Origin of the sequence: Leclercia sp. UBA7405, from assembly GCF_037152215.1 — a bacterium.
In the GTDB taxonomy this organism is placed as follows: Bacteria; Pseudomonadota; Gammaproteobacteria; order Enterobacterales; family Enterobacteriaceae; genus Enterobacter; species Enterobacter pneumoniae.
Genome location: NZ_JBBCMR010000001.1, coordinates 2179802 through 2202909, shown reverse-complemented (window position 1 = coordinate 2202909; position 23108 = coordinate 2179802). Strand labels below are relative to the sequence as shown.

The following is a 23108-nucleotide window of genomic DNA, read 5'->3' as shown; positions in this document are numbered from 1 at the left end:
AACCGCCGGGGGCTTTTTGTTTGTGGGTCAGAAGCTGTAGGTCATCCCCACGGTGTAACGGCGTCCGTCCAGCACGGTGTCGTAGGTATCGTAATCGATCTGCTTATCGAGAACGTTGTAGACCCCGGCAGAAACCAGCAGATTTTTGTTGGCGTTATAACGCAGGCCCACATCAATCTGGGTGTAAGACGGGGTGCCCTGGGACATGGAAGTACGGCTCAGGTACTCAGACGTTTTGCCGCGGAAGTTGAGGCGACTCCAGAGGCCGACATCTTCGGTCGCCTGCCAGTCCAGCGTGGTGTTGAACATATGCTTCGGCATCTTGTTCAGCGGTTTGCCAGAGAACTGGCCGCTCTTCTGTTCAGATTCGGTATAGGTGTAGTTGGCCGTCCAGTTCACATCACGGGTGATTTTCCAGCCGAAGGTGGACTCTACGCCGCGCATGTTGGCTTTATCGACGTTGACGCGATCGCTGACGAAATCATAGGTTTGGTTGCCGATGGTACAGGCCGGATCGGTGCGGCTGTTACACCGGCGGACTTCCGTGATCTTGTCTTTGAAATCGGTATTGAACAGGGTGACGCCCGCGTTGAGGTTATCGTTGTTATCCCACAGCAGGGCAATCTCTTCGCTCAGGCTCTTTTCCGGCTTCAAATCGGGGTTGCCGACAATAATACCCTCCAGACGACCACCGCCAGTAACCTGGCCCCAGTTGGCAGAGGACTGGCGCAGATCGGGCGCACGATAGCCTGCCGAGACGCCACCCTTCAGGGTCCACTGATCCGCCAGATGCCATACGCCGTAGCCACGTGGCGTCCAGTTGGTGCCGTAGTTCTCATCTTTATCCATACGCAGGCCGCCGGTCAGCGTAAAGCTTTCGGCCATCGCCCACTCGTCTTCGGCAAACAGTGCCCAGCTCCAGCGCGTCAGCTTGCTTAACCCATCGGCCGCGGCCAGCTGGTTACCTTCATCACGCAGTTTTTCATAACGATACTGCCCACCCAGCGTCAGGGTATGATCGCCCAGGAAAACCTGGTTCTGGTTATTAAAGGTGGTGTTGTACGAGCGCATATCGCGATCGGGGTTGTTGGTCTCTTCCTGCTGAATGTAGCTGGTGCTATTGAAATCGTCGTAATAGCCGCTGTGGGTCAGAGCCCAGGTGGTGTGCTCGTAGCGGGTTTCACTTTTGGTATTTGGGGTGCAGACATTACCGCGACAGTTTTCAACCGTTTTCGACATCCCCGGCGTGCTGTTGCGATCCTGCAACTCACGGGCAAAATCGAGGTCAATGTCGTTCTTCTCATCCGGCGTGAAGTTGAGCGTGATACCGCCGTTACGCATTTTCTGCTCGTTATAACCGTTCTCAATCTTATCTTCCGCGCGGCGTGAGAGCAGGCCGGTCACCTTCGCCCCCAGCAGCCCGTCAATCAGCGGGCCAGAGGCATACGCATTGGTCTGGAACAGATCGCCAGAATCGTTATTCTCCTGGAAGGTGGCATCGCCATGCAGCGAGCCGGTCCAGGCTTTGGTGTTCGATACCTTCTTAGTGATGACGTTAATCACGCCGCCCATGGCATCGGAGCCATACAGGGAGGACATCGGCCCGCGGATCACTTCGATACGTTCGATGGACTCCAGCGGCGGCAGCCAGCCTTGTTCGATGCCGGAGTTATCGCTGTTAGGGCGGGTGCTGCGGGTGCTGATTCGCTTACCGTTGACCAGGAAGAGGGTGTATTGCGAAGACATGCCGCGAATACTGATATCGCTGCTGCTGCCACCGCCTGTCACCACCACGCCCGGCACGTCTTTCAGCGCGTCAGTCACGTCCCGGTAGGCCTTATCTTCGATCTGCTGTTTAGAGATGACGGAGATAGAGGCAGGGGCATTCTGGATTTTTTGTTCAAAGCCGGTCGCCGTGACAACAACGGTGTCCTGGTCGGCTGCGTGAAGGAGAGGGGACAATGTGGCGATGCTAACGGCGATAGCCAGACGATTAATCTGAGGTATTGTCATTTGTACATTCCGTATAAAAAAAGATAAAACTCCATGGAGATAACCCTGAGAACCCTATGTATTTGTCTTGTATGAACTCTTTGGCATGGAGAAGAGCCTGGAATTGTACAAAAGAATGTTTATTTGTAAACACTAATGATAATTGAAATCATTTGTGTTTGATAGAAGGGATAAAGAATGACAAAAGATTCAATAAGATGATGGAATGTAAAGGTAGGGGAAGGTAAAGAAGGAGGGCAGCGCCCTCCTGAATAACTAGGCTAAGAGGTGTTCGGCGTGAAAACGCAGGTGGTCTTCGATAAAGGTCGCAATAAAGTAGTAGCTGTGATCGTATCCCGGCTGGATGCGCAGGGTGAGGGGCCAGGCGGTTTGACGCGCGGCTTCGGCCAGCACGGCAGGCTGGAGTTGGCCGGCGAGGAACTGATCCGCATCGCCCTGATCGATAAGCGTAGGGATGGCATGCTCTGGCTGACTGGCGAGCATCAACGCGCAGCTGTCCCACGCCTGCCAGCGGGTGGCATCATCACCCAGATAGTGGCTGAAGGCTTTTTGTCCCCAGGGCACCTGTGTCGGATTAACAATCGGCGCAAAGGCCGACACGCTGGTGAAGCGACCCGGATTTTTCAGGGCCATGATTAATGCCCCATGGCCGCCCATAGAATGGCCGCTGATGGCGCAGCGCTCGCTCACCGCAAAGGTTTGAGTAATCAGGGCAGGCAGCTCATCGCGCAGGTAATCGTACATGCGGTAATGGCTGGCCCAGGGCTGCTCGGTGGCGTTGAGATAAAAGCCGGCGCCTTTACCCAGATCGTAGCCGGCATCGTCCGCTACATCGTCCCCACGCGGGCTGGTGTCTGGCATTACCAGGACGATGCCCAGCTCTGCGGCAACACGCTGGGCGCCCGCTTTGGTGGTGAAGTTTTCATCATTACAGGTCAGACCGGAGAGCCAGTACAACACCGGTGGCTTTGCCGTTTCGTCAACCGGCGGTAAAAAGATGCTGAACGTCATGGCGCAGTTCAGAACCGTGGAGTCGTGGCGCCAGCGCTGCTGTCGGCCTTCATAACAGTGGTGCTCTTCGAGCAGTTCCATGCAGGGCTCCTTAAGGGGTGGGCGAATCATTCGGCCCATAATACAGATAATTCATTCACCTGTGAGCAACTTTCACTTCCGCATCGCCTCCCGATCCTGCATCATAAATTAACTAAATTTTAACAACTGGAGTGATCATGGCGCTGCGTATCGCGCTCAGCGGTTTTGTGGTTCTGGTCGTGGCGATGGGTATCGGACGGTTTGCTTTCACGCCGCAGGTGCCGCTGATGATTGCGGCCGGTCAACTGACGCTCACCAGCGCCGGGCTGGTTGCCGCGATGAACTATCTCGGCTATCTGGTCGGTGCGTGGGATGCCATGCGCGCCCACCGCTTCGTTGAAGGGCGGCTGTGGCTGGGGATTATCGGTGCCGTAGCGCTGACGCTGCTCTCTGCCGTGGCAGATAACGCCATTGTTCATGGCCTGTTACGCTTCGTGATTGGCTGCATGAGCGGCTGGTCGATGGTGCTGATTGCCGCCTGGACCAACGAACGACTGGCCCATTACGGCAAGCCTGGGCTGAGTGCGGCGGTTTTCGCCGGGCCGGGAGCCGGTATTGCTATCAGCGGGCTACTGGCGGTTTATATTCAGTCGCGCGCCCTGAGCGCAGGGGCCGCGTGGCAGATTTATGGCGTGCTGGCGCTGGTGCTGATTGTCCTGGTCGCCCGCTATCTGCCCCGCGCCGGGCAACTTCACCGTCCGGGGAGCGCGCCTGAGCCTCTGGTCCTGACGCGCGATCTCCGCCGTCTGGTATGGAGCTACAGTCTGGCGGGATTTGGCTATATCCTGCCGGCCACCTTCCTGTCGCAAATGGCGGCGCTGCGTTTTCCGGGTAGCGTCTTCGCCCAGTTCGTCTGGCCCGTATTTGGCGCTGCCGCAGTGGTCGGTATTGCGCTGAGTATCGCGCTGCGTCATATTTCGACGTCAAACCGCAGGCTGGCACTGGTGCTTTGGTTACAGGGTATTGGCGTGCTGGCCGCCTGGCTGATGCCCGGTATGGCCGGCCTGATTACCGGCGCGCTGCTGGTCGGCGGCGGTTTCTTATGTGCCGTGCAGTTATCGCTGTTATATGGCCGTGAACTGGCGCCTGGTCATACCCGCTACATGGCCGGATTATTAACTACCGGCTATGCGGTCGGGCAGCTGGTAGGGCCGGTAACCTCGGCGCTGTCGACCTGGCTCACGCATCAGCTTGAGCCGGCTTTAGGCCTTGCGGGTATCGCGCTGTTCGTCGCGGGCGCGCTGGTCTGGCGCCGTTACGATGAAAGGCTACAGCAATCGTAATAATTATCGCTGTGAATACTGGATTAAGTGCGCCGCCTCGCGCACAATGAGTGCACATTTTGCCCCCAAGAGGCAAAAGCGAGCCACACCTGCAGGAGAACAATGAATGTCATCACTCAGTAAAGAAGCTGCCCTTGTCCATGAAGCGCTGGTTGCGCGCGGTCTTGAAACCCCGCTACGCCCACCGGTTCAGGAGATGGACAATGAAACCCGTAAACGTCTTATTTCCGGCCACATGACGGAAATCATGCAGCTGCTGAATCTCGATCTGAGTGACGACAGTCTGATGGAGACCCCGCGCCGCATTGCGAAAATGTATGTGGATGAGATCTTCTCCGGGCTGGATTACGCCAACTTCCCGAAAATCACCGTCATTGAAAACAAAATGAAGGTAGATGAGATGGTCACCGTGCGTGATATCACGCTCACCAGCACCTGCGAGCACCATTTCGTGACTATCGACGGTAAAGCAACGGTGGCCTACATTCCGAAAGATGCGGTAATCGGTCTGTCCAAGATCAACCGTATCGTGCAGTTCTTTGCTCAGCGTCCGCAGGTTCAGGAGCGTTTAACGCAGCAGATCCTTACCGCGCTGCAGACGCTGCTGGGTACGAATAACGTGGCCGTTTCCATTGATGCCGTGCATTACTGCGTAAAAGCGCGCGGTATTCGCGATGCCACCAGCGCCACCACTACCACATCGCTGGGCGGTCTTTTCAAATCCAGCCAGAACACCCGCCAGGAGTTCCTGCGCGCCGTTCGTCACCACAACTGATCGTCAGGGCAGGGTATATGGAGCGGAATGTCACGCTGGATTTTGTACGTGGCGTTGCCATCCTCGGTATCCTGCTTTTGAATATAAGCGCCTTCGGTCTGCCGAAGGCCGCTTATCTCAATCCTGCCTGGTATGGCGAGATCACTCGCCGCGACGCCTGGACCTGGGCGGTGCTGGATCTCTTCGCTCAGGTTAAATTCCTGACCTTATTTGCTCTGCTGTTCGGCGCCGGACTACAGCTGTTACTGAAACGCGGTAAGCGCTGGATCCAGTCGCGCCTGACGCTGTTGGTGCTGCTCGGTTTTCTGCACGGTCTCTTTTTCTGGGATGGCGATATTCTGCTGGCGTATGGGCTGGTGGGGTTAATTTGCTGGCGCATGATCCGCGACGCCCACGGCGTGAAAAATCTCTTTATGACCGGCGTAGTGCTGTATGCCATGGGGATCGGGGTGTTGGTATTGCTGGGGTTAATCTCGGGTGATTCGACCAACCGCTCCTGGGTGCCGGATGCGGCAAACTTACAGTATGAACAGTTCTGGAAGCTTACCGGAGGCAGTGAAGCCATAACGAACCGTCTCGATATGCTGGGCGATAGTTTGCTGGCGCTCGGGGCACAGTACGGATGGCAACTGGCGGGGATGATGTTAATGGGCGCCGCGCTGATGCGCAGCGGCTGGCTGAAGGGTGAATTTAGCCTGAAGCACTATCGTCGTACTGGCCTGTGGCTGGTACTGACCGGTATCGCCATCAATCTGCCGGCGGTCATTACCCAGTGGCAGTTGGGGTGGGACTATCGCTGGTGTGCCTTTCTGTTGCAGGCCCCGCGCGAACTGAGTGCACCGTTCCAGACGGTGGGATACGCGGCGTTACTGTATGGTTACTGGCCGCAGCTCTGCCGCTTTCGCCTGGTCACCGCCATCGCCTGCGTGGGGCGCATGGCGCTAAGCAACTATCTTTTGCAAACCCTGATTTGTACGACACTCTTCTACCGGTTGGGCCTGTTTATGAAGTTCGACCGCCTGCAACTGCTGGCATTCGTACTCCCGGTATGGGCCGCAAACATTCTCTTTTCAGTTTACTGGCTGCGCCGGTTCCGCCAGGGTCCGGTTGAATGGCTGTGGCGCCAACTGACCGCCAGGGCTGCCGGTGTTTCATTGAACGATACATCCAGATAACGATCTGGATCACAATCATTAACAAAATGGATGTAACCGTTTTCATCTGTGTGAGCTTCTTCACGTAGTCCCCGCGCTTGCGCTGCCAGAATAGACACCTTGCTAAACACAGGGGGTGTCTGTGAGTTGCTGCAATCTCTTTAAGGATGGTGAATATGATCACCATTCGTGACGTGGCCCGCATCGCGGGCGTTTCTGTTGCCACCGTTTCCCGCGTTTTAAACAACAGCGCGCTGGTCAGCCCTGATACACGGGAAGCCGTGTTGAAAGCGGTGGCCGAGCTTGGCTATCGCCCGAACGCGAATGCCCAGGCGCTGGCCACTCAGGTCAGTGATACCATCGGCGTGGTGGTGATGGATGTGTCGGATGCCTTTTTCGGTGCGCTGGTTAAAGCCGTGGATGTGGTGGCGCAGCAGCATCAGAAGTATGTGCTGATTGGTAACAGCTATCACGAGGCAGAGAAAGAGCGTAACGCCATTGAGGTGCTGATACGTCAGCGCTGTAACGCCCTGATTGTGCACTCAAAAGCCCTTGCCGACGACGAACTGGCCAGCTTTATGGATCAGATCCCGGGCATGGTGCTGATTAACCGGATTGTACCGGGCTACGCCCATCGTTGCGTGGGGCTGGATAATGTCAGCGGGGCGATGATGGCTACCCGGATGCTGCTCAATCATGGTCATCAGCGCATCGGCTATCTGGCCTCCAGCCACCATATTGAAGATGACGTGATGCGTTACGAAGGCTGGCAAAATGCGCTGAAAGAGCAGGGGATAACGCCGTCTGATAGCTGGGTGGGTACCGGAGAGCCTGATATGCAGGGTGGGGAGGCGGCAATGGTCGAGTTGCTGGGCCGAAACCTGCAGTTGACGGCAGTTTTTGCCTACAACGACAGTATGGCTGCCGGCGCCCTGACAGCGCTGAAAGATAATGGCATTGCGGTGCCACAGCATCTCTCCTTGATTGGCTTCGATGATATTCCCATTGCCCGTTACACCGATCCGCAGCTCACTACCGTCCGTTATCCCATTGCTTCTATGGCGAAACTGGCGACAGAGCTGGCATTACTGGGCGCGGCGGGGCAACTTGATCCTGATGCAACGCACTGTTTTATGCCAACGCTGGTGCGTCGCCATTCCGTTGCCATTCGGCAAATTGTGGCGCCGATCACTAACTAATTATCTGCAGTGATGTAACCGCTTTCAATCTGTGAGTAAATTCACAGTATCTTAACAAGGCGCTGGCTATGATGTCAGCGTTTTAGGGGCTGAAACGCTATGTAACGGTGATTATTCATTTTCACCATAGCAAACGTGCCGCAAACAACGAAAAAAACGCATTCTGGAGCGTTACCGACCAAGGAAGATAGAAATTTTATAAGTGAGCTTCGGTAGTCAGTAACGTTTTTTTAACACACTGCCCGCCGACCGTTATTCACACGAACTACCCTGCATAAAAAAAACCGGAGATACCATGAATAAGAAGGTGTTGACCCTGTCTGCTGTAATGGCAAGCATGCTTTTCGGTGCCGCAGCGCACGCTGCTGATACCCGTATCGGTGTAACTATTTATAAATACGACGACAACTTCATGTCCGTTGTGCGTAAAGCTATCGAGAAAGATGCTAAAGCAGCGCCAGACGTTCAGTTGCTGATGAATGACTCCCAGAATGACCAGTCCAAACAGAACGATCAGATTGACGTTCTGCTGGCGAAGGGCGTAAAAGCCCTGGCAATCAACCTGGTTGACCCGGCTGCTGCAGGCACCGTTATTGAAAAAGCGCGTGGCCAGAACGTTCCTATCGTCTTCTTCAACAAAGAACCTTCCCGTAAAGCGCTGGATAGCTACGACAAAGCGTTCTACGTGGGTACCGACTCGAAAGAATCCGGCATTATCCAGGGCGACCTGATTGCTAAACACTGGGCGGCTAACCCGAACTGGGACCTGAACAAAGATGGTCAGATTCAGTTCGTGCTGCTGAAAGGCGAGCCGGGCCACCCGGATGCAGAAGCGCGTACCTCTTACGTGATCAAAGAGCTGAATGACAAGGGCCTGAAGACCCAGCAGCTGGCGTTAGATACCGCAATGTGGGATACCGCTCAGGCGAAAGATAAGATGGACGCATGGCTCTCTGGCCCGAATGCGAACAAAATTGAAGTGGTCATTGCCAACAACGATGCGATGGCAATGGGGGCGGTAGAAGCGCTGAAAGCACACAACAAATCCTCTGTTCCGGTATTCGGTGTTGATGCCCTGCCAGAAGCGCTGGCTCTGGTTAAATCTGGCGCAATGGCCGGTACCGTTCTGAACGATGCCAACAACCAGGCGAAAGCCACCTTCGACCTGGCGAAAAACCTGGCCGACGGTAAAGGTGCCGCTGATGGCACCAACTGGAAAATTGAAAATAAAATCGTACGCGTACCTTACGTGGGCGTAGACCAGTCCAACCTGGCTGAGTTTATCGGTAAATAAGTTCTTTTTTGTAAGTTCTCACTGGGCGCAATTCGTTGCGCCCTTTTATAACGCGATATGCGAGGCCAACAAGGTATAATTATGGTCAGCACAAATACTCAGTCGTCGGGTGAATTCTTGTTGGAAATGAGCAATATCAACAAGTCTTTCCCGGGCGTTAAGGCTCTCGATAATGTTAATTTAAAAGTGCGTCCTCACTCTATTCACGCGTTGATGGGGGAGAACGGTGCAGGTAAATCAACATTATTAAAATGCCTTTTTGGAATCTATTCTAAAGATTCAGGTAGCATTCTTTTTCAGGGGAAAGAGATTGACTTCCATTCGGCCAAAGAAGCACTGGAAAACGGCATTTCAATGGTGCACCAGGAATTAAACCTGGTTCTCCAGCGTTCTGTTATGGACAATATGTGGCTGGGGCGTTACCCCACCAAAGGCGTATTTGTCGATCAGGACAAAATGTATCGCGATACCAAAGCGATTTTTGATGAACTGGATATTGATATTGACCCACGGGCCCGCGTTGGCACGCTATCCGTTTCTCAAATGCAGATGATCGAAATTGCGAAAGCCTTTTCCTATGATGCCAAGATTGTCATTATGGATGAACCGACTTCTTCCTTAACGGAAAAAGAGGTGAACCATCTGTTTACTATTATCCGCAAGCTGAAAGAGCGTGGCTGCGGCATTGTTTATATCTCGCATAAGATGGAAGAGATCTTCCAGCTCTGCGATGAAATCACCATTCTGCGTGACGGTCAGTGGATTGCCACTCAGCCTCTTGAAGGGCTGGATATGGATAAGATCATCGCCATGATGGTGGGGCGCTCCCTAAACCAGCGCTTCCCGGACCGCGAGAACGTCCCGGGCGAAGTGATCCTCGAGGTCCGTAACCTGACCTCTCTGCGTCAACCCTCGATTCGTGATGTCTCCTTCGATCTGCATAAGGGCGAGATCCTGGGCATTGCCGGTCTGGTGGGGGCGAAGCGTACCGATATCGTGGAAACTCTGTTTGGTATCCGCGAAAAATCGGGCGGCACCATTACCCTGCATGGTAAAAAAATTAATAACCATAACGCCAACGAAGCCATTAACCATGGTTTTGCGCTGGTCACCGAAGAGCGCCGCTCTACCGGTATTTACGCTTATCTGGATATTAACTTTAACTCGTTAATCTCTAATATTCGCAACTATAAAAATAAAGTCGGTCTGCTGGATAATTCCCGCATGAAGAGTGATACCCAGTGGGTTATTGACTCAATGCGCGTTAAAACGCCAGGGCACCGCACCCAGATTGGTTCTCTCTCTGGTGGTAACCAGCAGAAAGTCATTATTGGCCGCTGGTTGTTGACCCAGCCCGAAATTTTAATGCTGGACGAACCCACCCGTGGCATTGACGTAGGTGCAAAATTTGAAATCTATCAGCTGATTGCTGAACTGGCTAAAAAGAATAAAGGGATCATTATTATTTCTTCCGAAATGCCGGAATTGTTAGGGATCACAGACCGTATTCTGGTAATGAGCAATGGTCTCGTTGCCGGAATTGTTGACACCAAAACGACAACGCAAAACGAAATTCTCCGTCTTGCGTCTTTGCACCTTTAAGATCAGGGGCTCCTCATGAGTGCGTTAAATAAAAAAAGTTTTCTCACTTATCTGAAAGAAGGCGGTATTTACGTTGTTCTTTTAGTGTTACTGGCCATTATTATTTTCCAGGACCCCACGTTCTTAAGCTTATTGAACTTGAGTAACATCCTGACCCAGTCCTCCGTGCGTATTATCATCGCCCTCGGCGTTGCCGGGCTGATTGTAACCCAGGGGACTGACCTCTCTGCCGGACGTCAGGTGGGTCTGGCTGCGGTTGTCGCCGCCACGCTGTTGCAGTCGATGGAGAACGCCAACAAGGTGTTCCCGGAGATGGCAACCATGCCGATTTTCGTGGTTATGCTCATCGTCTGCGCAGTGGGTGCCGTCATTGGTCTGATTAACGGCATTATCATCGCTTACCTGAACGTGACGCCGTTTATCACCACCCTGGGTACGATGATCATCGTTTACGGTATCAACTCCCTGTACTACGACTTCGTAGGCGCGTCGCCTATTTCTGGCTTCGACAGCGGATTCTCCTCCTTCACGCAGGGCTTTATCGCACTCGGGAGCTTCCGTCTCTCGTATATCACTTTCTATGCGTTGATTGCGGTGGCCTTCGTCTGGATCCTGTGGAACAAGACCCGTTTCGGCAAAAACATCTTCGCTATTGGCGGCAACCCGGAAGCGGCAAAAGTGTCTGGCGTTAACGTTGGCCTGAATCTGCTGATGATTTATGCGCTGTCGGGTGTCTTCTATGCCTTCGGTGGGATGCTGGAAGCGGGCCGTATCGGTTCGGCAACCAACAACCTCGGCTTTATGTACGAACTGGATGCGATTGCAGCCTGTGTAGTGGGCGGCGTCTCGTTCAGCGGCGGTGTGGGTACCGTACTCGGCGTGGTGACGGGGGTCATTATCTTTACCGTTATCAACTACGGTCTGACCTATATCGGCGTGAACCCTTACTGGCAGTACATTATCAAGGGCGGCATTATTATCTTCGCCGTTGCGCTGGATTCACTGAAATACGCGCGTAAAAAATAATTTATCCATCTGTTATCAGGCCCGCTCAGTGAGCGGGCTTTTTTATTTCCAGCGAAGAAGAGAGGGTGGGCTAGTTTCGTGGCGACGCAACGTATCCTGCAACGTTCGAATGTTAACGCAAAGCAGAAGTGGCACCTGGGCTGCGAGACACAGATATCCTGTCGACGTTCAGAGAAAAATACGAAAAGGTCCGCTTTGTGCCAGAAGCGGACATTGATAACAGGGTATCCGTGGAGGGTGCGATTCACCCAGTTGCAATGTTAATAATGTTTCGCTCACAACCAAATATTGAGCTAATCCGATAATCGGATGTAGCCCTACGATCAGTAATATAACTCAGGCCGATAACATAGGCGCATGTATCGGACTGATGTCAATAGCTTGTTGTTTTACGCACATTCACGCGACTGAAGCCATTCTTCATGGATTTTCTGTACTTTAACCCATAGTTTTTTAAGTGATGCCTCAGGAACGTTTTCGAAAGTCAGGCCGAATTCATCGCCAAGCACTTCCTGCCACTCAGTTAAAGACCTAGAGGTATGAGTCGTTACGACTTCACCATCGGTTTTTGTCAGAACACAACCTCGCAGAATCGTTTTGCCATGTGGCTTTCGAAGCTGTGCAGTAACAACTTTTGCATATCCGGATTCTGGTGAATACATATTAAAGTGATGCCGGTCTTCGAACTCACTCATAGAGGAAGGTTGCTCGGCCATATTCACACCTGCTATCCAACATGACGGATCAGCAATGAGATGCCAATCACCAACACCGTTCTCGCCCACAGCTTCCATGCCAAACTGCATCCCCCCCTGATTAACGGAGGCATTCATAAGCGGCATTTGTTTATGAAGTGCATCGCCGAGGCCGACGTCAACCCACCATCTGCCATCAGGATTGTTCTCACAGGGTAAACCCTCCGCGATTATTGCTACATGGTTTTCCAGTTTGATGCGTTCAGGTCCTGCAGTACCGTGGACATTAGCAGGGTTGATGCTTACGCGGTAACCAAGATGGGTGAGCAACATGTGGAAGCCGCCATTAAGCTGAAAACAATAACCACCTCGTCTGGTTGTCGCTGCTCTGCTGAAGCTTTCCATAGCGTCAATTCCCCATTTCTGCCCGAGATGTATCCAGAAAGTTTCGTAAGGAATCTGCTCAACATGAGCCTGATGTAAACGGGTAAGAGCCTCAATGGAAGGCTTTTCAGCGTCGAGGCCAAGACGGGTAAGATAAGATTTTACTAATTCGTTCATGTTACTGTCATATTCCTAAGTATGTGCAGAATTATTCAGTTATTTGCCTTCAGAAGTGAGCTACTGCATTTCCACTCAATCATCGTCAGGTTTGCTGCCTGAGCACCCATTACTTTCATTTATGAGAGCTTTTCGGCGGACTGGTTCTGAGTTCAAAAGATCTGGCTGAGTTAGGTACAGTCTGAAACTAGTAAAAGATGTACTTTTACTCCGGTTTAACTGGCATTTCTTTTGAAGGTGACTGTATTTTAATATCCACATTCAGTACTGTGTAGAGTCTGCATTGAGAACAGAGCTTTCATATTTGAGAGGGAATGATGGATTTGAATGCCTTGAAAATGTTTGTTTTGACAGCCCGCAGTGGAAGCCTTTCTGCTGCAGCACGGCAGAACAACATTCCACTTCCGACGCTAAGCCGCAGGATCGCTGAACTTGAACATGAACTGGATGTTGTTCTTCTCGAACGAACTGTAAAAGGTTGCAAAGCTACAGAGGCGGGGGAAAGACTGCTGAATCAAGCCAGTTCGGCCATCGATATGCTTAATGATGCAGAACAGTTTCTCATAACAGCCAATTCTCATGTCACTGGCCGTTTACGGCTGACTATGCCTCAATCACTTGAACCATGGTGGGAGATCATAAGGCAGTTCCAGCATACATACCCGGGCATTGCCATTAACGTGTATACGACTGAGCGTCGGGTGGATTTAGTTTCTGAAGGTATTGATGTTGCACTCAGGGTAGGCAGCATTTCTGATGATGATGTCGTTGCAAGCCATTTGATGGACTTCAGGCATATTCTGGTCGCGAGTCCGGAGCTTTTTCAGGGTAGCGAACATCCCAAAGAGCCGTCAGATCTCATGAAGTATCCCTGTGCTGCCTGGGGTTCAGTGATAGGAGCGCGTCCGGTATGGATGCTCGGTGAGCATGTCTACGATGTACCAGCTACCTTCATAGTCAATGATTATCTTCATCTGCGCTCTGGAGCGCTTGCTGGTGACTATATTACTGAACTACCAGCATTTTTTGCTGCTGAATACATTCATAGTGGAAAACTAATAGAGGTTTTACCTCAGACACGCTTGCCCTTCTCATCATTACATCTGGTTTATAAAAAACACAGACATGTTTCCGCAGCTGCCAGAGCATATATAGAATTCTGTAAAGATAATGTGTATGTGCTAAGGGAAAAAAGCCGCGTCCCCTCAGATGATGAAAATGTAGACCCTTAGCCAGTATCAAACCATGGCGTAGAAATTATTAGTTCTGGCAGGTGGAATGTCTGCTCCTCGCTCAAAGCAGACCTTCCGTTTCCATCTACCCCATGCCATGAACCCCTTCCTGCTGTAGCTCCCTCACCCTTCAATACGATTAGCCAGCCCGGATTCGGCTTCAGGATTTTTCGGTTCTCCTGAAGAGAAAAGAGAAATAAAGAACAAATATGTTCCGAATGAGGTTATTGCAACCGAAAAACATTAAGGCGGAATAGTCATTAAAACTGAGAAATTTATGTTGCAGGAAGCAGTAATGAAACTGGATGGGAAAACCGGCCGCCCGTTAAGCCCCTCATTCGGGATCGATTCAGGCAAGCGCAGCTCTGGGGACACAGCATGATTAAAATGTCCCTGGTATACGTTCTATTTTACCTTTTCGAGAGAAAGTCTTAATTCGGCTGCTGACTTTTTCCTCCTATCCTGTCGCAGTAATGTGCTCATGAACCTGGCGTGGCAGGGCATTAACGTTCTGTCACCTGAACAATTATCTAAATGAAATCAGGAGTAATTATGAGCCGCTTACATACTATCGCCGAAGGCGAAGCAACCGGTAAAACCGCACAGCTGTTCAGCGCTATCAAAGGCAGCATGGGTAAAGTTCCGAACGCCTATCTGACCATTGGTACGCAGTCCCCGGAAATACTGGGCCAGATGCTGCAGCTGAACGCGGCACTACATAAGGGAAGTCTCAATGCGCGTGAGCTGGAAGCCATTAATCTTGCGGTAAGCGAAGAGTCTGGCTGTGACTATTGTCTTGCCGCCCACACGCTGATGGCAAAAAAGGCCGGATACACTGACGAGCAGACGCGTGAATTACGCGAAGCCCGCTTCAGCGATGATGAGCATATTGATGCGCTGGTGAAGTTCGTTCAGTATCTGGTTTCATCGCGCGGTACCGTGGCGGCTGAACACGTCGAGACCTTCCGTCAGGCGGGATTCAGCGACCAGCAGGTCGTGGAAACTATCGGTGCCGTTAGCGCCATCCTCTTTACCAATATGGTAAACCGCGTGAACGACACTGTTGTCGACTTCCCTAAAGTGAACTGAGTTTACAGGACAGTGGTGGCGCGGGAGACTGGCATTACATGCCGCTCCCGCTCACTGCTCCACTTCTGAACCCGCTAAAGGGAACCGGACATGACGAACATTACCGCGAAGAAGTCAGCGCGTTTCAAACCGGCAGAAATTGCCCGGAACCTTCCGGAGTCAGCCACCACGATGCTGGCCGACATTTACTTAACAGATCGACCTGATGCCAGTAGCCGTGTTTTTCGGGCTTATCGGGGCGTTCCACCTCACTTCCACCGCGAATGCGACGAGTACCTGTATGTGTTATCAGGCCGCGGAACGTTCTGGATGGAGGATGCTGCGACAGAGGCCGAATTCGGTCCCGGCGATATGCTGTTTTTTGAACGCAACGTTGTGCATGCACTGCCGACCCTGCTGGAAGAGCCCGTGATTTTTCTGACCCTGGATACGCCCCGACGTTCGCCCGAAGATGTCGTATTTATCGATTCAGATGCCGGCAATGTCGGTACGTTTATGTACAGAAACCGCTGAACCTCCTGCCCAAAAACACATATTTTTAGTGGGTCCCCTGCGTTAAGCACCGGGGGGCCTTCATTCTTTTGTAACTGACCCCGTACCCAGGAGGGCTCTCCATCCGGGCTGACCTGAAAAGAACCGGTCATCCCGGCGACTCCGCCTCCTTTATTTTCACCGCGCATGCAGGCAGCTTTCCAGCATTCCCTCTGGAGCCTCTCCTGGCGCGCCTTGCAGTGATGAATACGACAAACGTCCTGGACTTCCTCTGACGAACTATTGATGGAGCACTTTTCCGACAGTTTCGCCCTGATACCGACGTGGGATAACCACCTGCAGCAGGGGCAGAGTACTGACGAGGCTTAACTGAAGCCGCCGGTCCTGTCCGATGCGCCGTCGGCGTTGCTGTCTGCTAATTTACCGACGGTGTAGTGTGGGTCACCTGCACGTATTACCCTGCCTGCGCTGACACGTCAGTCAGCCTGGTAGGGACAGACGACCTGTCAGCTCTTCCTGGAATTTGCCTGAGGCCCGAAAACGGTTGATGTTCACGTAATGAGTGGAGTCTGTAAGGCGGAGGGATAAAGACTGATGCAGAAAACCCGGCGCTGTGGGTTTATTCACGAAAACGCCGGGGAGGATAGGGTGTCAGAAGGTTAAGGCATTCATCACTGCTTCGGGCATCGACGGGCGGCCGTTTAGCAGACATGTGGCGGTAAAGGTCGCTTCAGCGCAAATCACGCCCTCAACCCGAATTTGCTGATAAAAATTCACGCGGTTGCGTTTTACATTTCGTTCCAGCTGGCAGGTCGCTTCTATTCTGTCTCCCTTTTTCAGGCTCTGACGGAATCGCAGGGAGTAGTCCAGCACCATATAGATGCGCCCCTGTGTGAATTCCTCTTCGATATCGATACCCAGCGCCTCTTTCATAAAGGCGTGACGCGCCCACTCCATATAAAACGGATAGTAAAGCCCATCAACCACGCCCTGGAAATCAATATGGCCTTCATCAACGTCATACATTTTACTGAACATACCTGCTCCTGATAGCAGGGGCACGGGGCCCCTGAGGTGAAATGATTTAGTGCGTTGGTGCGGGTGCTGCATTAATTTTGATGCGTAACAGGGCATACGGCTTCTGACGCAAATCTTTACCGCTGTGGAAGCCAGGCTGGCGGTTCAGCTGGTTCGTGGTGAAGTACAGATAGCCATCCGGCCCGACTGAGAGGGTATCCGGCCACAGGATTTCCGGGCCGTGCGCAATGGTTGTCCATTCCCCGCCAGCGGGCAGCTTACGGATAGCATTGCGCTCATAGTCACCGGCATAAACAGTTCCGTTCGCATCGCTTTCCAGACCGTCTGATGCCCCTTTTTCACCCAAATCCTTCACGGACGAAGAGAGCTGAGACTCAGTGACGGCCGGATCGCGAAGCAGCGCCGTGGAAACGGCATACAGGTGACGCCCCGAGAGCGGACTGTAGTAGAGCGTTTTACCGTCCGGAGAGATGGCAATGCCGTCTGAGGCCACGCTAAACGGCGCGGTCGTTCCATCCGGGTGACGCTGCAGCAGCGTCTCGCCCTCTACGACAGGTGAAAAGCCCGCCTCTGGCGACGTTGTGCGGTCGCCTTCCAGACGGCGAAGCGCTTTGCCGGAGTCCAGGTCAATGACGATGATAGCGCCAGTACCAGACAGTGAAGAGTCGGTTACGTACGCCACGCCGGCTTTACCGATGCGAAAATCAAAGCGCATATCGTTGACGTAAGTGGCAGGCTTAATGACGTCAGCCGGGAAAACGATGGTTTTTTCAACCTGATTAGTTTTCAGGTTAACCGCGACAAGCTTTGCGCCACCGGCAACAGGCTTTGAAAAGCCCGGCGCGGCGGTATCAAGTATCCAGACCCGGCCCCGGCCATCGGCCACCACGCTCTGTACGCTCAGCAGATGCGTGCGGGGAGCAGAATTGTCAGCGATATTTATAGCGGCGTCCGGGTAAGGTACCAGCTGGTTATCTTTTACCTCGGCTACGGTAAACGGAACGTCGTCTCCCCAGCGCGGGAAGTTCACGAAAATACGGCCCGTTTCGGTGACGGTGACCCCGGTCGGCATGGCACCGCTAAATGTCGCCACCACTTCGGGTTTTCCGATCGCGCGATCCTGGGCCAGCTCGCTGAGAGCAGGTAGTGCGTGGGATTCCGCCGCCAGAGCATTCAGGGTGGTGCTGCCTGCCACCAGAGCTACGGACAGTGCTAACATTGTTTTCATCATACGGTTTTTCATCATTACAACTTCCTGAGATATTGAGTGAGCCGGCCAGCCTGTTGCCTGACCGGCAGGGAAATCAGAAACCTTCCAGTACGATTTTTCCGCGCGCGCGCCCGCTTTCGATGAAGGCGTGCGCCTTGCGGAGATTTTCCGCGCTGATTTTTCCGTAATGCTCGCCCTTCGTGGTACGCAGGGTGCCGTCCTCGATCAAGCGACGTACATTTTCCAGAATTTCGTTCTGGCGCATCATATCGGGGGTCTGGAACAGCGAGCGGGTAAACATCAGCTCCCAGTGCAGCGAAACGGATTTGCGCTTCAGCGGAACCGCATCAAGCGAATCCGGATCGTCAATCACCGCCAGTCGACCCTGCGGTGCCAGTACTTCCACAATCTGCTGATAGTGCTTATCGGTGTGCGTCAGGCTTGCAACGTAACGTACGGAAGAGACGCCGATTTCACGCAGGCCTTCCAGCAACGGACGGGAGTGATCGATGACGTCATGGGCGCCGAGTTCACGCACCCACTCTGCCGTTTCCGCTCGTGAGGCGGTGCCGATAACGCGCAGGCCGGTCAGCCTGCTGGCCAGCTGAGTGAGCACCGAACCCACACCGCCACCTGCGCCGATAATGAGGAGCGCATCACCCTGTCCGTCTGTGACTTCCAGGCGGTCGAAGAGCAACTCCCAGGCGGTAAGTGACGTAAGGGGCAACGCTGCTGCGTCGGCATCGCTCAGCGAGGCCGGTTTATGGGCCGCGATACGCTCATCAACCAGACCGTATTCGGCATAGGAGCCAGGGCGGTTAATTGCGCCGGCGTAGTACACCTCATCACCAGGCCTGAACAGTGTGACGTCTTCACCGATGGCTTCAACCACGCCCACGGCGTCCCAGCCGAGAATGCGCGGCTGCGTAACGGGTGAGCTGGCGCGCACCTTGGTGTCTGCGGGGTTAACGGAAATCGCCCGGATCTTGACCAGGATGTCATGGCCAACCGGCTGAGGTTTTGGCAGTTCGGTCTCAAAGAGAGAGCGGGGGTCAGTAATGGGTAATCCGTGCTGGGTATAAACGATCGCTTTCATGGTATGTTCCCGTTTCATTAAGAGGTGATGTGGCACCCAGGGTGCCGGTGCTTGATATGAAGAGTACGGGAGCCAGTGGCGCGGAAAAACGGGGTGCCGGCATCAGCACTTTCACTCGGGGAGTGAAAATCCGGGCAGGGATGAACGAAAAAACGGGCCCGCAGGCCCGTTGGAATTACAGAAGGCTGTAGGCTGAAGGGTCAGTGACGCGGGCTTTCGGGTTTGATATGGCGTTGTGCAGTACACCTGTCACCCGTCCTCCCTGTACCAGCGCTGGCAGATCATGGCTGGGCAGTATAAACCGCACGCCGGACAGCGCTTTCTTGATGGCCGTTTTTTCTTCCAGTGTAGACATTGCCCGGTTACCCGTGATGGTCGGTTCTCCAGGGTTCAGACTGTCGAGGAAGGGATCAATAAGGCTGCCTTCCAGGTTATACACCACGTCCCCACAGATATTTGCCAGTCCCTCCGCTGTCTCCACCAGAACAGAAATCGAGCCCGGAGTATGGCCCCCGCTCAGGCGCACTGTTACCCCCGGGATCACTTCTTCTTCAAAACTGCCGTCCACGTCAAACAGGCGTAGTGCACCCCGCGTGTAAAGTCTGTCGAGCAGATGACGCGTATCCTCAAGGGCATACATGGCCGGCCAAGGAACAATTGTTCGTCAGTGCGCTTGAATACTATGTCAGTAGCGCACCCGCGCAGTTTCTGCTACAAAAACAACCGTATGGCTGGCAAAATATTGAAGCTTTCCTGCTGGCTGCGCCTTTTAACAATCCGGCATTTAACGGCTGTTTCCTGGTCAACTCTTCCCGGGAAGTCGGTGAATTGCCTGCTGAAGCACTGACGATTGTGCGTAATTTTCGTGAGGCGGTGACCGCACAGATCCAACTGAATATTCCGGCGGATGAAGCCGGAGATAATAGTGACGTCATAGCTGAAATTATCTGGTCAACCCTGGCTGAGGCTTGTCTGGAAGCAAATGATGCCCTGGACAGAACCGCCTGGCAGCAGCGCGTGACCCGTCTGATGAAATTTCTTATGCCTGCCCGAAAAACATAAGCGCCCTGTCTGCGCGGTATTGGAAACGTTTTGCACTCTGGAGTCTGCATGATACGTCTTGAAGATGTTACGTTATTCGTCCGTTCTGCCGCGCTGGGCAGTTTTTCCAGTGCCGGCCGTGAGGCTGATATTCTCCCCGGCCAGGTCAGCGCTGCGGTCAACCGCCTGGAGCGGGATCTCAACAAGCGCCTGTTTGCGCGCTCCACCCGTAGCCTGCGTCTTACCGCCGAAGGTGAAGCGTGGCTGCCCTATGCCCAGGAGATGCTGAATATTCTGCAGGCAGGTTCCGAACGACTGCAGGGTGGGGAGAATGAAATACAGGGTGAGCTTAAAATTTCCGTTCCGTCAGATCTTGGACGCAACGTTTTGTTGCCCGTGATAACCGCTTTCTGCGAGAAGCATCCCGGGATATCGCTACGCATCTTCATGTCCGATAATGTCAGTGATGTATTCCGCGATCCGGTGGACGTGGCTATTCGCTACGGGGTCCTGGAAAACAGCAGCTACGTTGCCCTGCCACTGGCTGAGGATAACCGTCGTGTGCTGGTCGCTTCCCCATCCTATCTGAATAAGAATGGTCGCCCCCGGCAACTCGACGATCTGATTCTGCATCACTGTCTGCTTTATACGCTTAACGGTCATGTGTATGACAAATGGTCCTTCCCGGAAAATGGCGTCAGACGCCAGTTGACGGTGAGCAGTCGCATGTTGTGTGACGATGCCGATCTGGCAAGACGCTGGGCCGTGGCTGGTATGGGAATTGCGTACAAGTCATGGATCGATGTGAGCGCGGATGTGCTGGCAGGCAGGCTTGAGGTTCTGCTGCCGGAACAGCCTGGCGAAGGGGTGCCGCTCAATCTTATCTGTCCCCACCGTAAACAGTTTTCTCCTGCAATACGCGAACTCCACGCGCAGCTGCGTGAGCACCTGAAAGCCGTGACGGCGCTGATGCGCACTCATCCGGCTTTTGTACCTGACACTCAGGCCGCACTGTCCGCGAACCGGAGCGCATAAAAAAGGCCATTTCATCGAAATGGCCTTTTGTCCCACATATCCGTTATTTCAGCAGCATCGCCGTCATATGTACCTGATTACCGACGTAGCTGCTGGTAATTTTATAATCCGCGCCAGCCCGCTTTGCTTTTTGTGCAATTTGCGATTCAGCGTCACCCAGTGTTGAACCTGTTGCGGAGATGCTCTGAGCATAGCTACTGAATGAAGCTGCGGACAGGGCGGAAATAATAGGAGCGTTTTTTACAATGTTCATTTTCATATTCCTTAAGCAGGTTTTAAGATGAATGGCTTTATTTTCAGGCGTCGGTTAATAATTTCCGCCTTGTATGAGTGTGATATTATTTCCTTACAAGAAGCACAAAAAGAGACGGAACTCGTTAAGACCTTCACTCTCTGAGTGAAAGTCGAATAGAAAGCCCCCTTATTTTTTCATTCATGAATGAATTTTCGTAGCACTGACCTAAACATTACGACAGGCAGGATGACGAAAAAAAACAGAATAAGTTGAGATAAAATGCTTACTTTCAGATGGTTGAGTAGATTTTTAGGTGGGTGTGAAGTTGCCAGTGGGAGAGATAGAGCTTGAGCAGGGAGGGCAATGTAGGTGCAAAAAAATAAAGAAGGCCATTTATGTAAATGGCCTTTTTTGCACGGTATTATTTAATCAGACGGGCGGTCATGTGGACCTGATTACCGGAATAGCTTTCAGTAATTTTATACTGAGCGCCAGCCTTCTGCGCCTGCTGAGCAATTTGCGCTTCCGCATCATCCAGCGTTGAGGCCGTAGCCGTAATACTTTGGGCGAAGCTTGCGAATGAAACGGCAGACAGGACGGCAATCATCAGAGCGGTTTTAACAGTTTTCATTTTAGTGACCTCAATAAAGTTTGTGAGATATTACGTTTCAGTTTCAGGGCAGCGCATTTATTTGCTGCCTTGTGTGAAATGAATAATAGTTACCTGCGTTCAGCCGAAAAAGACGTGAGCGCAGCAAACACTTTCACTCGATGAGTGAAGATCACCATGAAGGGTTGAGATGCCTTTTATTTTTTATGACGGTAATGCCAGTGGACAAAAACAGGTTATTGTCTGTGTTCACCCTGCTTGCAGTCAGACCGGCTAAAGCGATGTAAACGGCGCCGGATTATTAGAGGAGACAATGATGCACCGGGTAGGCTTACTGATTTCCGATCATTTCCAGATTCTGGGATTATCCACGCTAAGTATCTTTGAATTTGCCAATCAGGTAGTCGGCGAACCGTTTTATGACTGTACGGTTTATTCAGAGCGCGGCGGATCCGTTAAGTCATCTTACGGTTTTGGTGTGGACAGCCAGCCGATTGCTGCGGACACTGAAGTCGATACCTGGCTTATCGCGGGCGTGCTTACGCCGCTGGAGTTACCTGCCTCGCCGGGCATCGTTGATTTCCTGAAGACCTATGCTTCCCGAGCACGACGGGTGGCGGGTATCTGTACCGGGGCGTTCGTGCTGGGACAGGCCGGTCTGTTATCTGAGCGGCGCGCCACGACGCACTGGGTACACGCGCAGAGTCTGAAAGCTCTGAACCCCACCACGCGCGTTGAAGAAGACCGAATCTTTATAATTGACGATCACGTCTGGACCTCTGCGGGACTTACTGCCGGACTTGATATGGCGCTGGGCATGGTTGAGAAAGACCTCGGTGCCGAGGTGGCCCGCTCCGTGGCGCACCTGCTGGTCATGCACCACCGCCGCTCCGGCGGACAGACGCAGCACTCGGAAATGCTGATGCTCTCCCCACGCAGCGACCGACTGCAGTCTGCTCTTGAATATGCGCGTAACAACCTCAGCAAAGCGCTGACCATCGAAGACATAGCTGACGCGGTCCACGTCAGCGCCCGGCAACTCAGCCGCCTGTTCCGTTCTGAAACGGGTAAATCTCCTGCCAAAGCCATTGAAGGGCTACGGCTGGAAAATGCCCGGCTGCTGATCGAGCAGAGCAGGCTGTCGATGGAGGTGATTGCGCGAGAGTCCGGATTCCGCGACCGTCGTCATATGCGAGAAGTCTTTATCCGCGGATATGGCATCCCGCCCCAGTCGTTGCGCACCGGCAAAGCCTGACCGTTCTCTTTTTTCTGACGTCTCTCCCTCATCACTCGTGATGACCGACATCCGGTCATCATGATGTCCCAAATCACAACC

General features: G+C 53.0%; 22 protein-coding genes. 13 read left to right on the top strand and 9 right to left on the bottom strand.

All coding sequences use genetic code 11. The annotated features are described in order from the left end of the window. Nucleotides 1-27: 27 nt before the first annotated feature. Nucleotides 28-2013 (bottom strand): ligand-gated channel protein, encoded by a 1986-nt coding sequence (locus WFN75_RS10830; protein WP_336996142.1) that lies wholly within the window; start codon nucleotides 2011-2013, stop codon nucleotides 28-30. A 255-nt stretch (nucleotides 2014-2268) separates the two neighbouring features. Next, nucleotides 2269-3105, bottom strand: coding sequence for an S-formylglutathione hydrolase (fghA, locus tag WFN75_RS10825; protein WP_046884735.1), 837 nt, complete (start codon nucleotides 3103-3105; stop codon nucleotides 2269-2271). Nucleotides 3106-3242: 137 nt separating this feature from the next. Here fghA and WFN75_RS10820 point away from each other — a divergent pair, with 137 nt between their 5' ends. The 7 genes from WFN75_RS10820 to mglC all read left to right on the top strand — a co-directional run bounded on the left by WFN75_RS10820 (nucleotide 3243) and on the right by mglC (nucleotide 11438). Next, entirely contained in the window at nucleotides 3243-4388 is a 1146-nt protein-coding gene (locus WFN75_RS10820) for a YbfB/YjiJ family MFS transporter (protein WP_336996141.1), read from the top strand. Nucleotides 4389-4494: 106 nt separating this feature from the next. Then, the gene (gene folE / locus WFN75_RS10815) at nucleotides 4495-5163 is read left to right on the top strand and encodes a GTP cyclohydrolase I FolE (RefSeq protein WP_336996140.1); all 669 of its coding nucleotides are present in this window, start codon (nucleotides 4495-4497) and stop codon (nucleotides 5161-5163) included. Nucleotides 5164-5180: 17 nt separating this feature from the next. Further along, nucleotides 5181-6338: a DUF418 domain-containing protein YeiB gene (gene yeiB, locus WFN75_RS10810; RefSeq protein ID WP_336996139.1), complete on the top strand. Its 1158-nt coding sequence runs from the start codon at nucleotides 5181-5183 to the stop codon at nucleotides 6336-6338. A 155-nt stretch (nucleotides 6339-6493) separates the two neighbouring features. Then, nucleotides 6494-7516 (top strand): HTH-type transcriptional regulator GalS, encoded by a 1023-nt coding sequence (gene galS / locus WFN75_RS10805; RefSeq protein WP_040074796.1) that lies wholly within the window; start codon nucleotides 6494-6496, stop codon nucleotides 7514-7516. 295 nt (nucleotides 7517-7811) lie between these two features. Then, entirely contained in the window at nucleotides 7812-8810 is a 999-nt protein-coding gene (mglB, locus tag WFN75_RS10800; protein ID WP_046884739.1) for a galactose/glucose ABC transporter substrate-binding protein MglB, read from the top strand. Between the two features lie 81 nt (nucleotides 8811-8891). Further along, the gene (gene mglA, locus WFN75_RS10795; protein WP_046884740.1) at nucleotides 8892-10412 is read left to right on the top strand and encodes a galactose/methyl galactoside ABC transporter ATP-binding protein MglA; all 1521 of its coding nucleotides are present in this window, start codon (nucleotides 8892-8894) and stop codon (nucleotides 10410-10412) included. A 15-nt stretch (nucleotides 10413-10427) separates the two neighbouring features. Then, entirely contained in the window at nucleotides 10428-11438 is a 1011-nt protein-coding gene (mglC, locus tag WFN75_RS10790; protein WP_040074800.1) for a galactose/methyl galactoside ABC transporter permease MglC, read from the top strand. 389 nt (nucleotides 11439-11827) lie between these two features. On the opposite strand, the gene WFN75_RS10785 is transcribed toward mglC, so the two are convergent. After that, on the bottom strand, nucleotides 11828-12694 hold the full coding sequence (locus tag WFN75_RS10785; protein WP_336996138.1) for an arylamine N-acetyltransferase family protein: 867 nt from the start codon (nucleotides 12692-12694) through the stop codon (nucleotides 11828-11830). 314 nt (nucleotides 12695-13008) lie between these two features. Here WFN75_RS10785 and WFN75_RS10780 point away from each other — a divergent pair, with 314 nt between their 5' ends. From WFN75_RS10780 to WFN75_RS10770, 3 genes are all read left to right on the top strand, one after another. Beyond that, complete coding sequence (locus tag WFN75_RS10780) at nucleotides 13009-13926, top strand: LysR family transcriptional regulator (RefSeq protein WP_336996137.1); 918 nt, start codon at nucleotides 13009-13011, stop codon at nucleotides 13924-13926. 552 nt (nucleotides 13927-14478) lie between these two features. Then, nucleotides 14479-15015: a carboxymuconolactone decarboxylase family protein gene (locus WFN75_RS10775; RefSeq protein WP_212477748.1), complete on the top strand. Its 537-nt coding sequence runs from the start codon at nucleotides 14479-14481 to the stop codon at nucleotides 15013-15015. 90 nt (nucleotides 15016-15105) lie between these two features. Continuing rightward, nucleotides 15106-15528 (top strand): cupin domain-containing protein, encoded by a 423-nt coding sequence (locus tag WFN75_RS10770; RefSeq protein WP_336996136.1) that lies wholly within the window; start codon nucleotides 15106-15108, stop codon nucleotides 15526-15528. A gap of 630 nt (nucleotides 15529-16158) precedes the next feature. Here the strand turns inward: WFN75_RS10770 and WFN75_RS10765 are convergent. From WFN75_RS10765 to WFN75_RS10750, 4 genes are all read right to left on the bottom strand, one after another. Next, the gene (locus tag WFN75_RS10765; protein WP_233801677.1) at nucleotides 16159-16545 is read right to left on the bottom strand and encodes a thioesterase family protein; all 387 of its coding nucleotides are present in this window, start codon (nucleotides 16543-16545) and stop codon (nucleotides 16159-16161) included. Nucleotides 16546-16591: 46 nt separating this feature from the next. Then, complete coding sequence (locus tag WFN75_RS10760) at nucleotides 16592-17791, bottom strand: L-dopachrome tautomerase-related protein (RefSeq protein ID WP_336996135.1); 1200 nt, start codon at nucleotides 17789-17791, stop codon at nucleotides 16592-16594. 58 nt (nucleotides 17792-17849) lie between these two features. Next, complete coding sequence (locus tag WFN75_RS10755) at nucleotides 17850-18851, bottom strand: zinc-binding alcohol dehydrogenase family protein (RefSeq protein ID WP_233801681.1); 1002 nt, start codon at nucleotides 18849-18851, stop codon at nucleotides 17850-17852. A gap of 175 nt (nucleotides 18852-19026) precedes the next feature. Next, the gene (locus WFN75_RS10750) at nucleotides 19027-19491 is read right to left on the bottom strand and encodes a hypothetical protein (protein ID WP_212477751.1); all 465 of its coding nucleotides are present in this window, start codon (nucleotides 19489-19491) and stop codon (nucleotides 19027-19029) included. Nucleotides 19492-19508: 17 nt separating this feature from the next. Between WFN75_RS10750 and WFN75_RS10745 the strand changes: the two genes are divergently transcribed. Beyond that, nucleotides 19509-19913 carry a hypothetical protein gene (locus WFN75_RS10745; RefSeq protein ID WP_233801682.1) on the top strand — a complete coding sequence of 135 codons (405 nt, stop codon included), beginning with the start codon at nucleotides 19509-19511 and terminating at the stop codon, nucleotides 19911-19913. A gap of 48 nt (nucleotides 19914-19961) precedes the next feature. Further along, nucleotides 19962-20927 carry a LysR family transcriptional regulator gene (locus tag WFN75_RS10740; RefSeq protein ID WP_336996134.1) on the top strand — a complete coding sequence of 322 codons (966 nt, stop codon included), beginning with the start codon at nucleotides 19962-19964 and terminating at the stop codon, nucleotides 20925-20927. 43 nt (nucleotides 20928-20970) lie between these two features. Here the strand turns inward: WFN75_RS10740 and WFN75_RS10735 are convergent, their stop codons facing one another. Next, nucleotides 20971-21180 (bottom strand): DUF1471 domain-containing protein, encoded by a 210-nt coding sequence (locus WFN75_RS10735; RefSeq protein ID WP_336996133.1) that lies wholly within the window; start codon nucleotides 21178-21180, stop codon nucleotides 20971-20973. 403 nt (nucleotides 21181-21583) lie between these two features. Then, entirely contained in the window at nucleotides 21584-21793 is a 210-nt protein-coding gene (locus tag WFN75_RS10730; protein ID WP_212477755.1) for a YdgH/BhsA/McbA-like domain containing protein, read from the bottom strand. A 295-nt stretch (nucleotides 21794-22088) separates the two neighbouring features. Here WFN75_RS10730 and WFN75_RS10725 point away from each other — a divergent pair, with 295 nt between their 5' ends. Further along, nucleotides 22089-23027, top strand: a complete 939-nt coding sequence (locus WFN75_RS10725) for a GlxA family transcriptional regulator (RefSeq protein ID WP_336996254.1) — start codon at nucleotides 22089-22091, stop codon at nucleotides 23025-23027. Nucleotides 23028-23108 lie beyond the last annotated feature (81 nt).

What these genes read in the sequence shown, in the direction of transcription:
- WFN75_RS10820 (WP_336996141.1), top strand. Translation starts at nt 3,243, where the DNA reads ATGGCGCTGCGTATCGCGCTCAGCGGTTTTGTGGTTCTGGTCGTGGCG.
- mglB (WP_046884739.1), top strand. Translation starts at nt 7,812, where the DNA reads ATGAATAAGAAGGTGTTGACCCTGTCTGCTGTAATGGCAAGCATGCTT.
- WFN75_RS10760 (WP_336996135.1), bottom strand. Translation starts at nt 17,791, where the DNA reads ATGATGAAAAACCGTATGATGAAAACAATGTTAGCACTGTCCGTAGCT.
- WFN75_RS10765 (WP_233801677.1), bottom strand. Translation starts at nt 16,545, where the DNA reads ATGTTCAGTAAAATGTATGACGTTGATGAAGGCCATATTGATTTCCAG.
- WFN75_RS10750 (WP_212477751.1), bottom strand. Translation starts at nt 19,491, where the DNA reads ATGTATGCCCTTGAGGATACGCGTCATCTGCTCGACAGACTTTACACG.
- WFN75_RS10780 (WP_336996137.1), top strand. Translation starts at nt 13,009, where the DNA reads ATGATGGATTTGAATGCCTTGAAAATGTTTGTTTTGACAGCCCGCAGT.
- WFN75_RS10755 (WP_233801681.1), bottom strand. Translation starts at nt 18,851, where the DNA reads ATGAAAGCGATCGTTTATACCCAGCACGGATTACCCATTACTGACCCC.
- WFN75_RS10740 (WP_336996134.1), top strand. Translation starts at nt 19,962, where the DNA reads ATGATACGTCTTGAAGATGTTACGTTATTCGTCCGTTCTGCCGCGCTG.
- WFN75_RS10730 (WP_212477755.1), bottom strand. Translation starts at nt 21,793, where the DNA reads ATGAAAACTGTTAAAACCGCTCTGATGATTGCCGTCCTGTCTGCCGTT.
- yeiB (WP_336996139.1), top strand. Translation starts at nt 5,181, where the DNA reads ATGGAGCGGAATGTCACGCTGGATTTTGTACGTGGCGTTGCCATCCTC.
- WFN75_RS10775 (WP_212477748.1), top strand. Translation starts at nt 14,479, where the DNA reads ATGAGCCGCTTACATACTATCGCCGAAGGCGAAGCAACCGGTAAAACC.
- WFN75_RS10830 (WP_336996142.1), bottom strand. Translation starts at nt 2,013, where the DNA reads ATGACAATACCTCAGATTAATCGTCTGGCTATCGCCGTTAGCATCGCC.
- folE (WP_336996140.1), top strand. Translation starts at nt 4,495, where the DNA reads ATGTCATCACTCAGTAAAGAAGCTGCCCTTGTCCATGAAGCGCTGGTT.
- galS (WP_040074796.1), top strand. Translation starts at nt 6,494, where the DNA reads ATGATCACCATTCGTGACGTGGCCCGCATCGCGGGCGTTTCTGTTGCC.
- WFN75_RS10785 (WP_336996138.1), bottom strand. Translation starts at nt 12,694, where the DNA reads ATGAACGAATTAGTAAAATCTTATCTTACCCGTCTTGGCCTCGACGCT.
- WFN75_RS10725 (WP_336996254.1), top strand. Translation starts at nt 22,089, where the DNA reads ATGCACCGGGTAGGCTTACTGATTTCCGATCATTTCCAGATTCTGGGA.
- WFN75_RS10770 (WP_336996136.1), top strand. Translation starts at nt 15,106, where the DNA reads ATGACGAACATTACCGCGAAGAAGTCAGCGCGTTTCAAACCGGCAGAA.
- WFN75_RS10735 (WP_336996133.1), bottom strand. Translation starts at nt 21,180, where the DNA reads ATGAACATTGTAAAAAACGCTCCTATTATTTCCGCCCTGTCCGCAGCT.
- fghA (WP_046884735.1), bottom strand. Translation starts at nt 3,105, where the DNA reads ATGGAACTGCTCGAAGAGCACCACTGTTATGAAGGCCGACAGCAGCGC.
- mglC (WP_040074800.1), top strand. Translation starts at nt 10,428, where the DNA reads ATGAGTGCGTTAAATAAAAAAAGTTTTCTCACTTATCTGAAAGAAGGC.
- mglA (WP_046884740.1), top strand. Translation starts at nt 8,892, where the DNA reads ATGGTCAGCACAAATACTCAGTCGTCGGGTGAATTCTTGTTGGAAATG.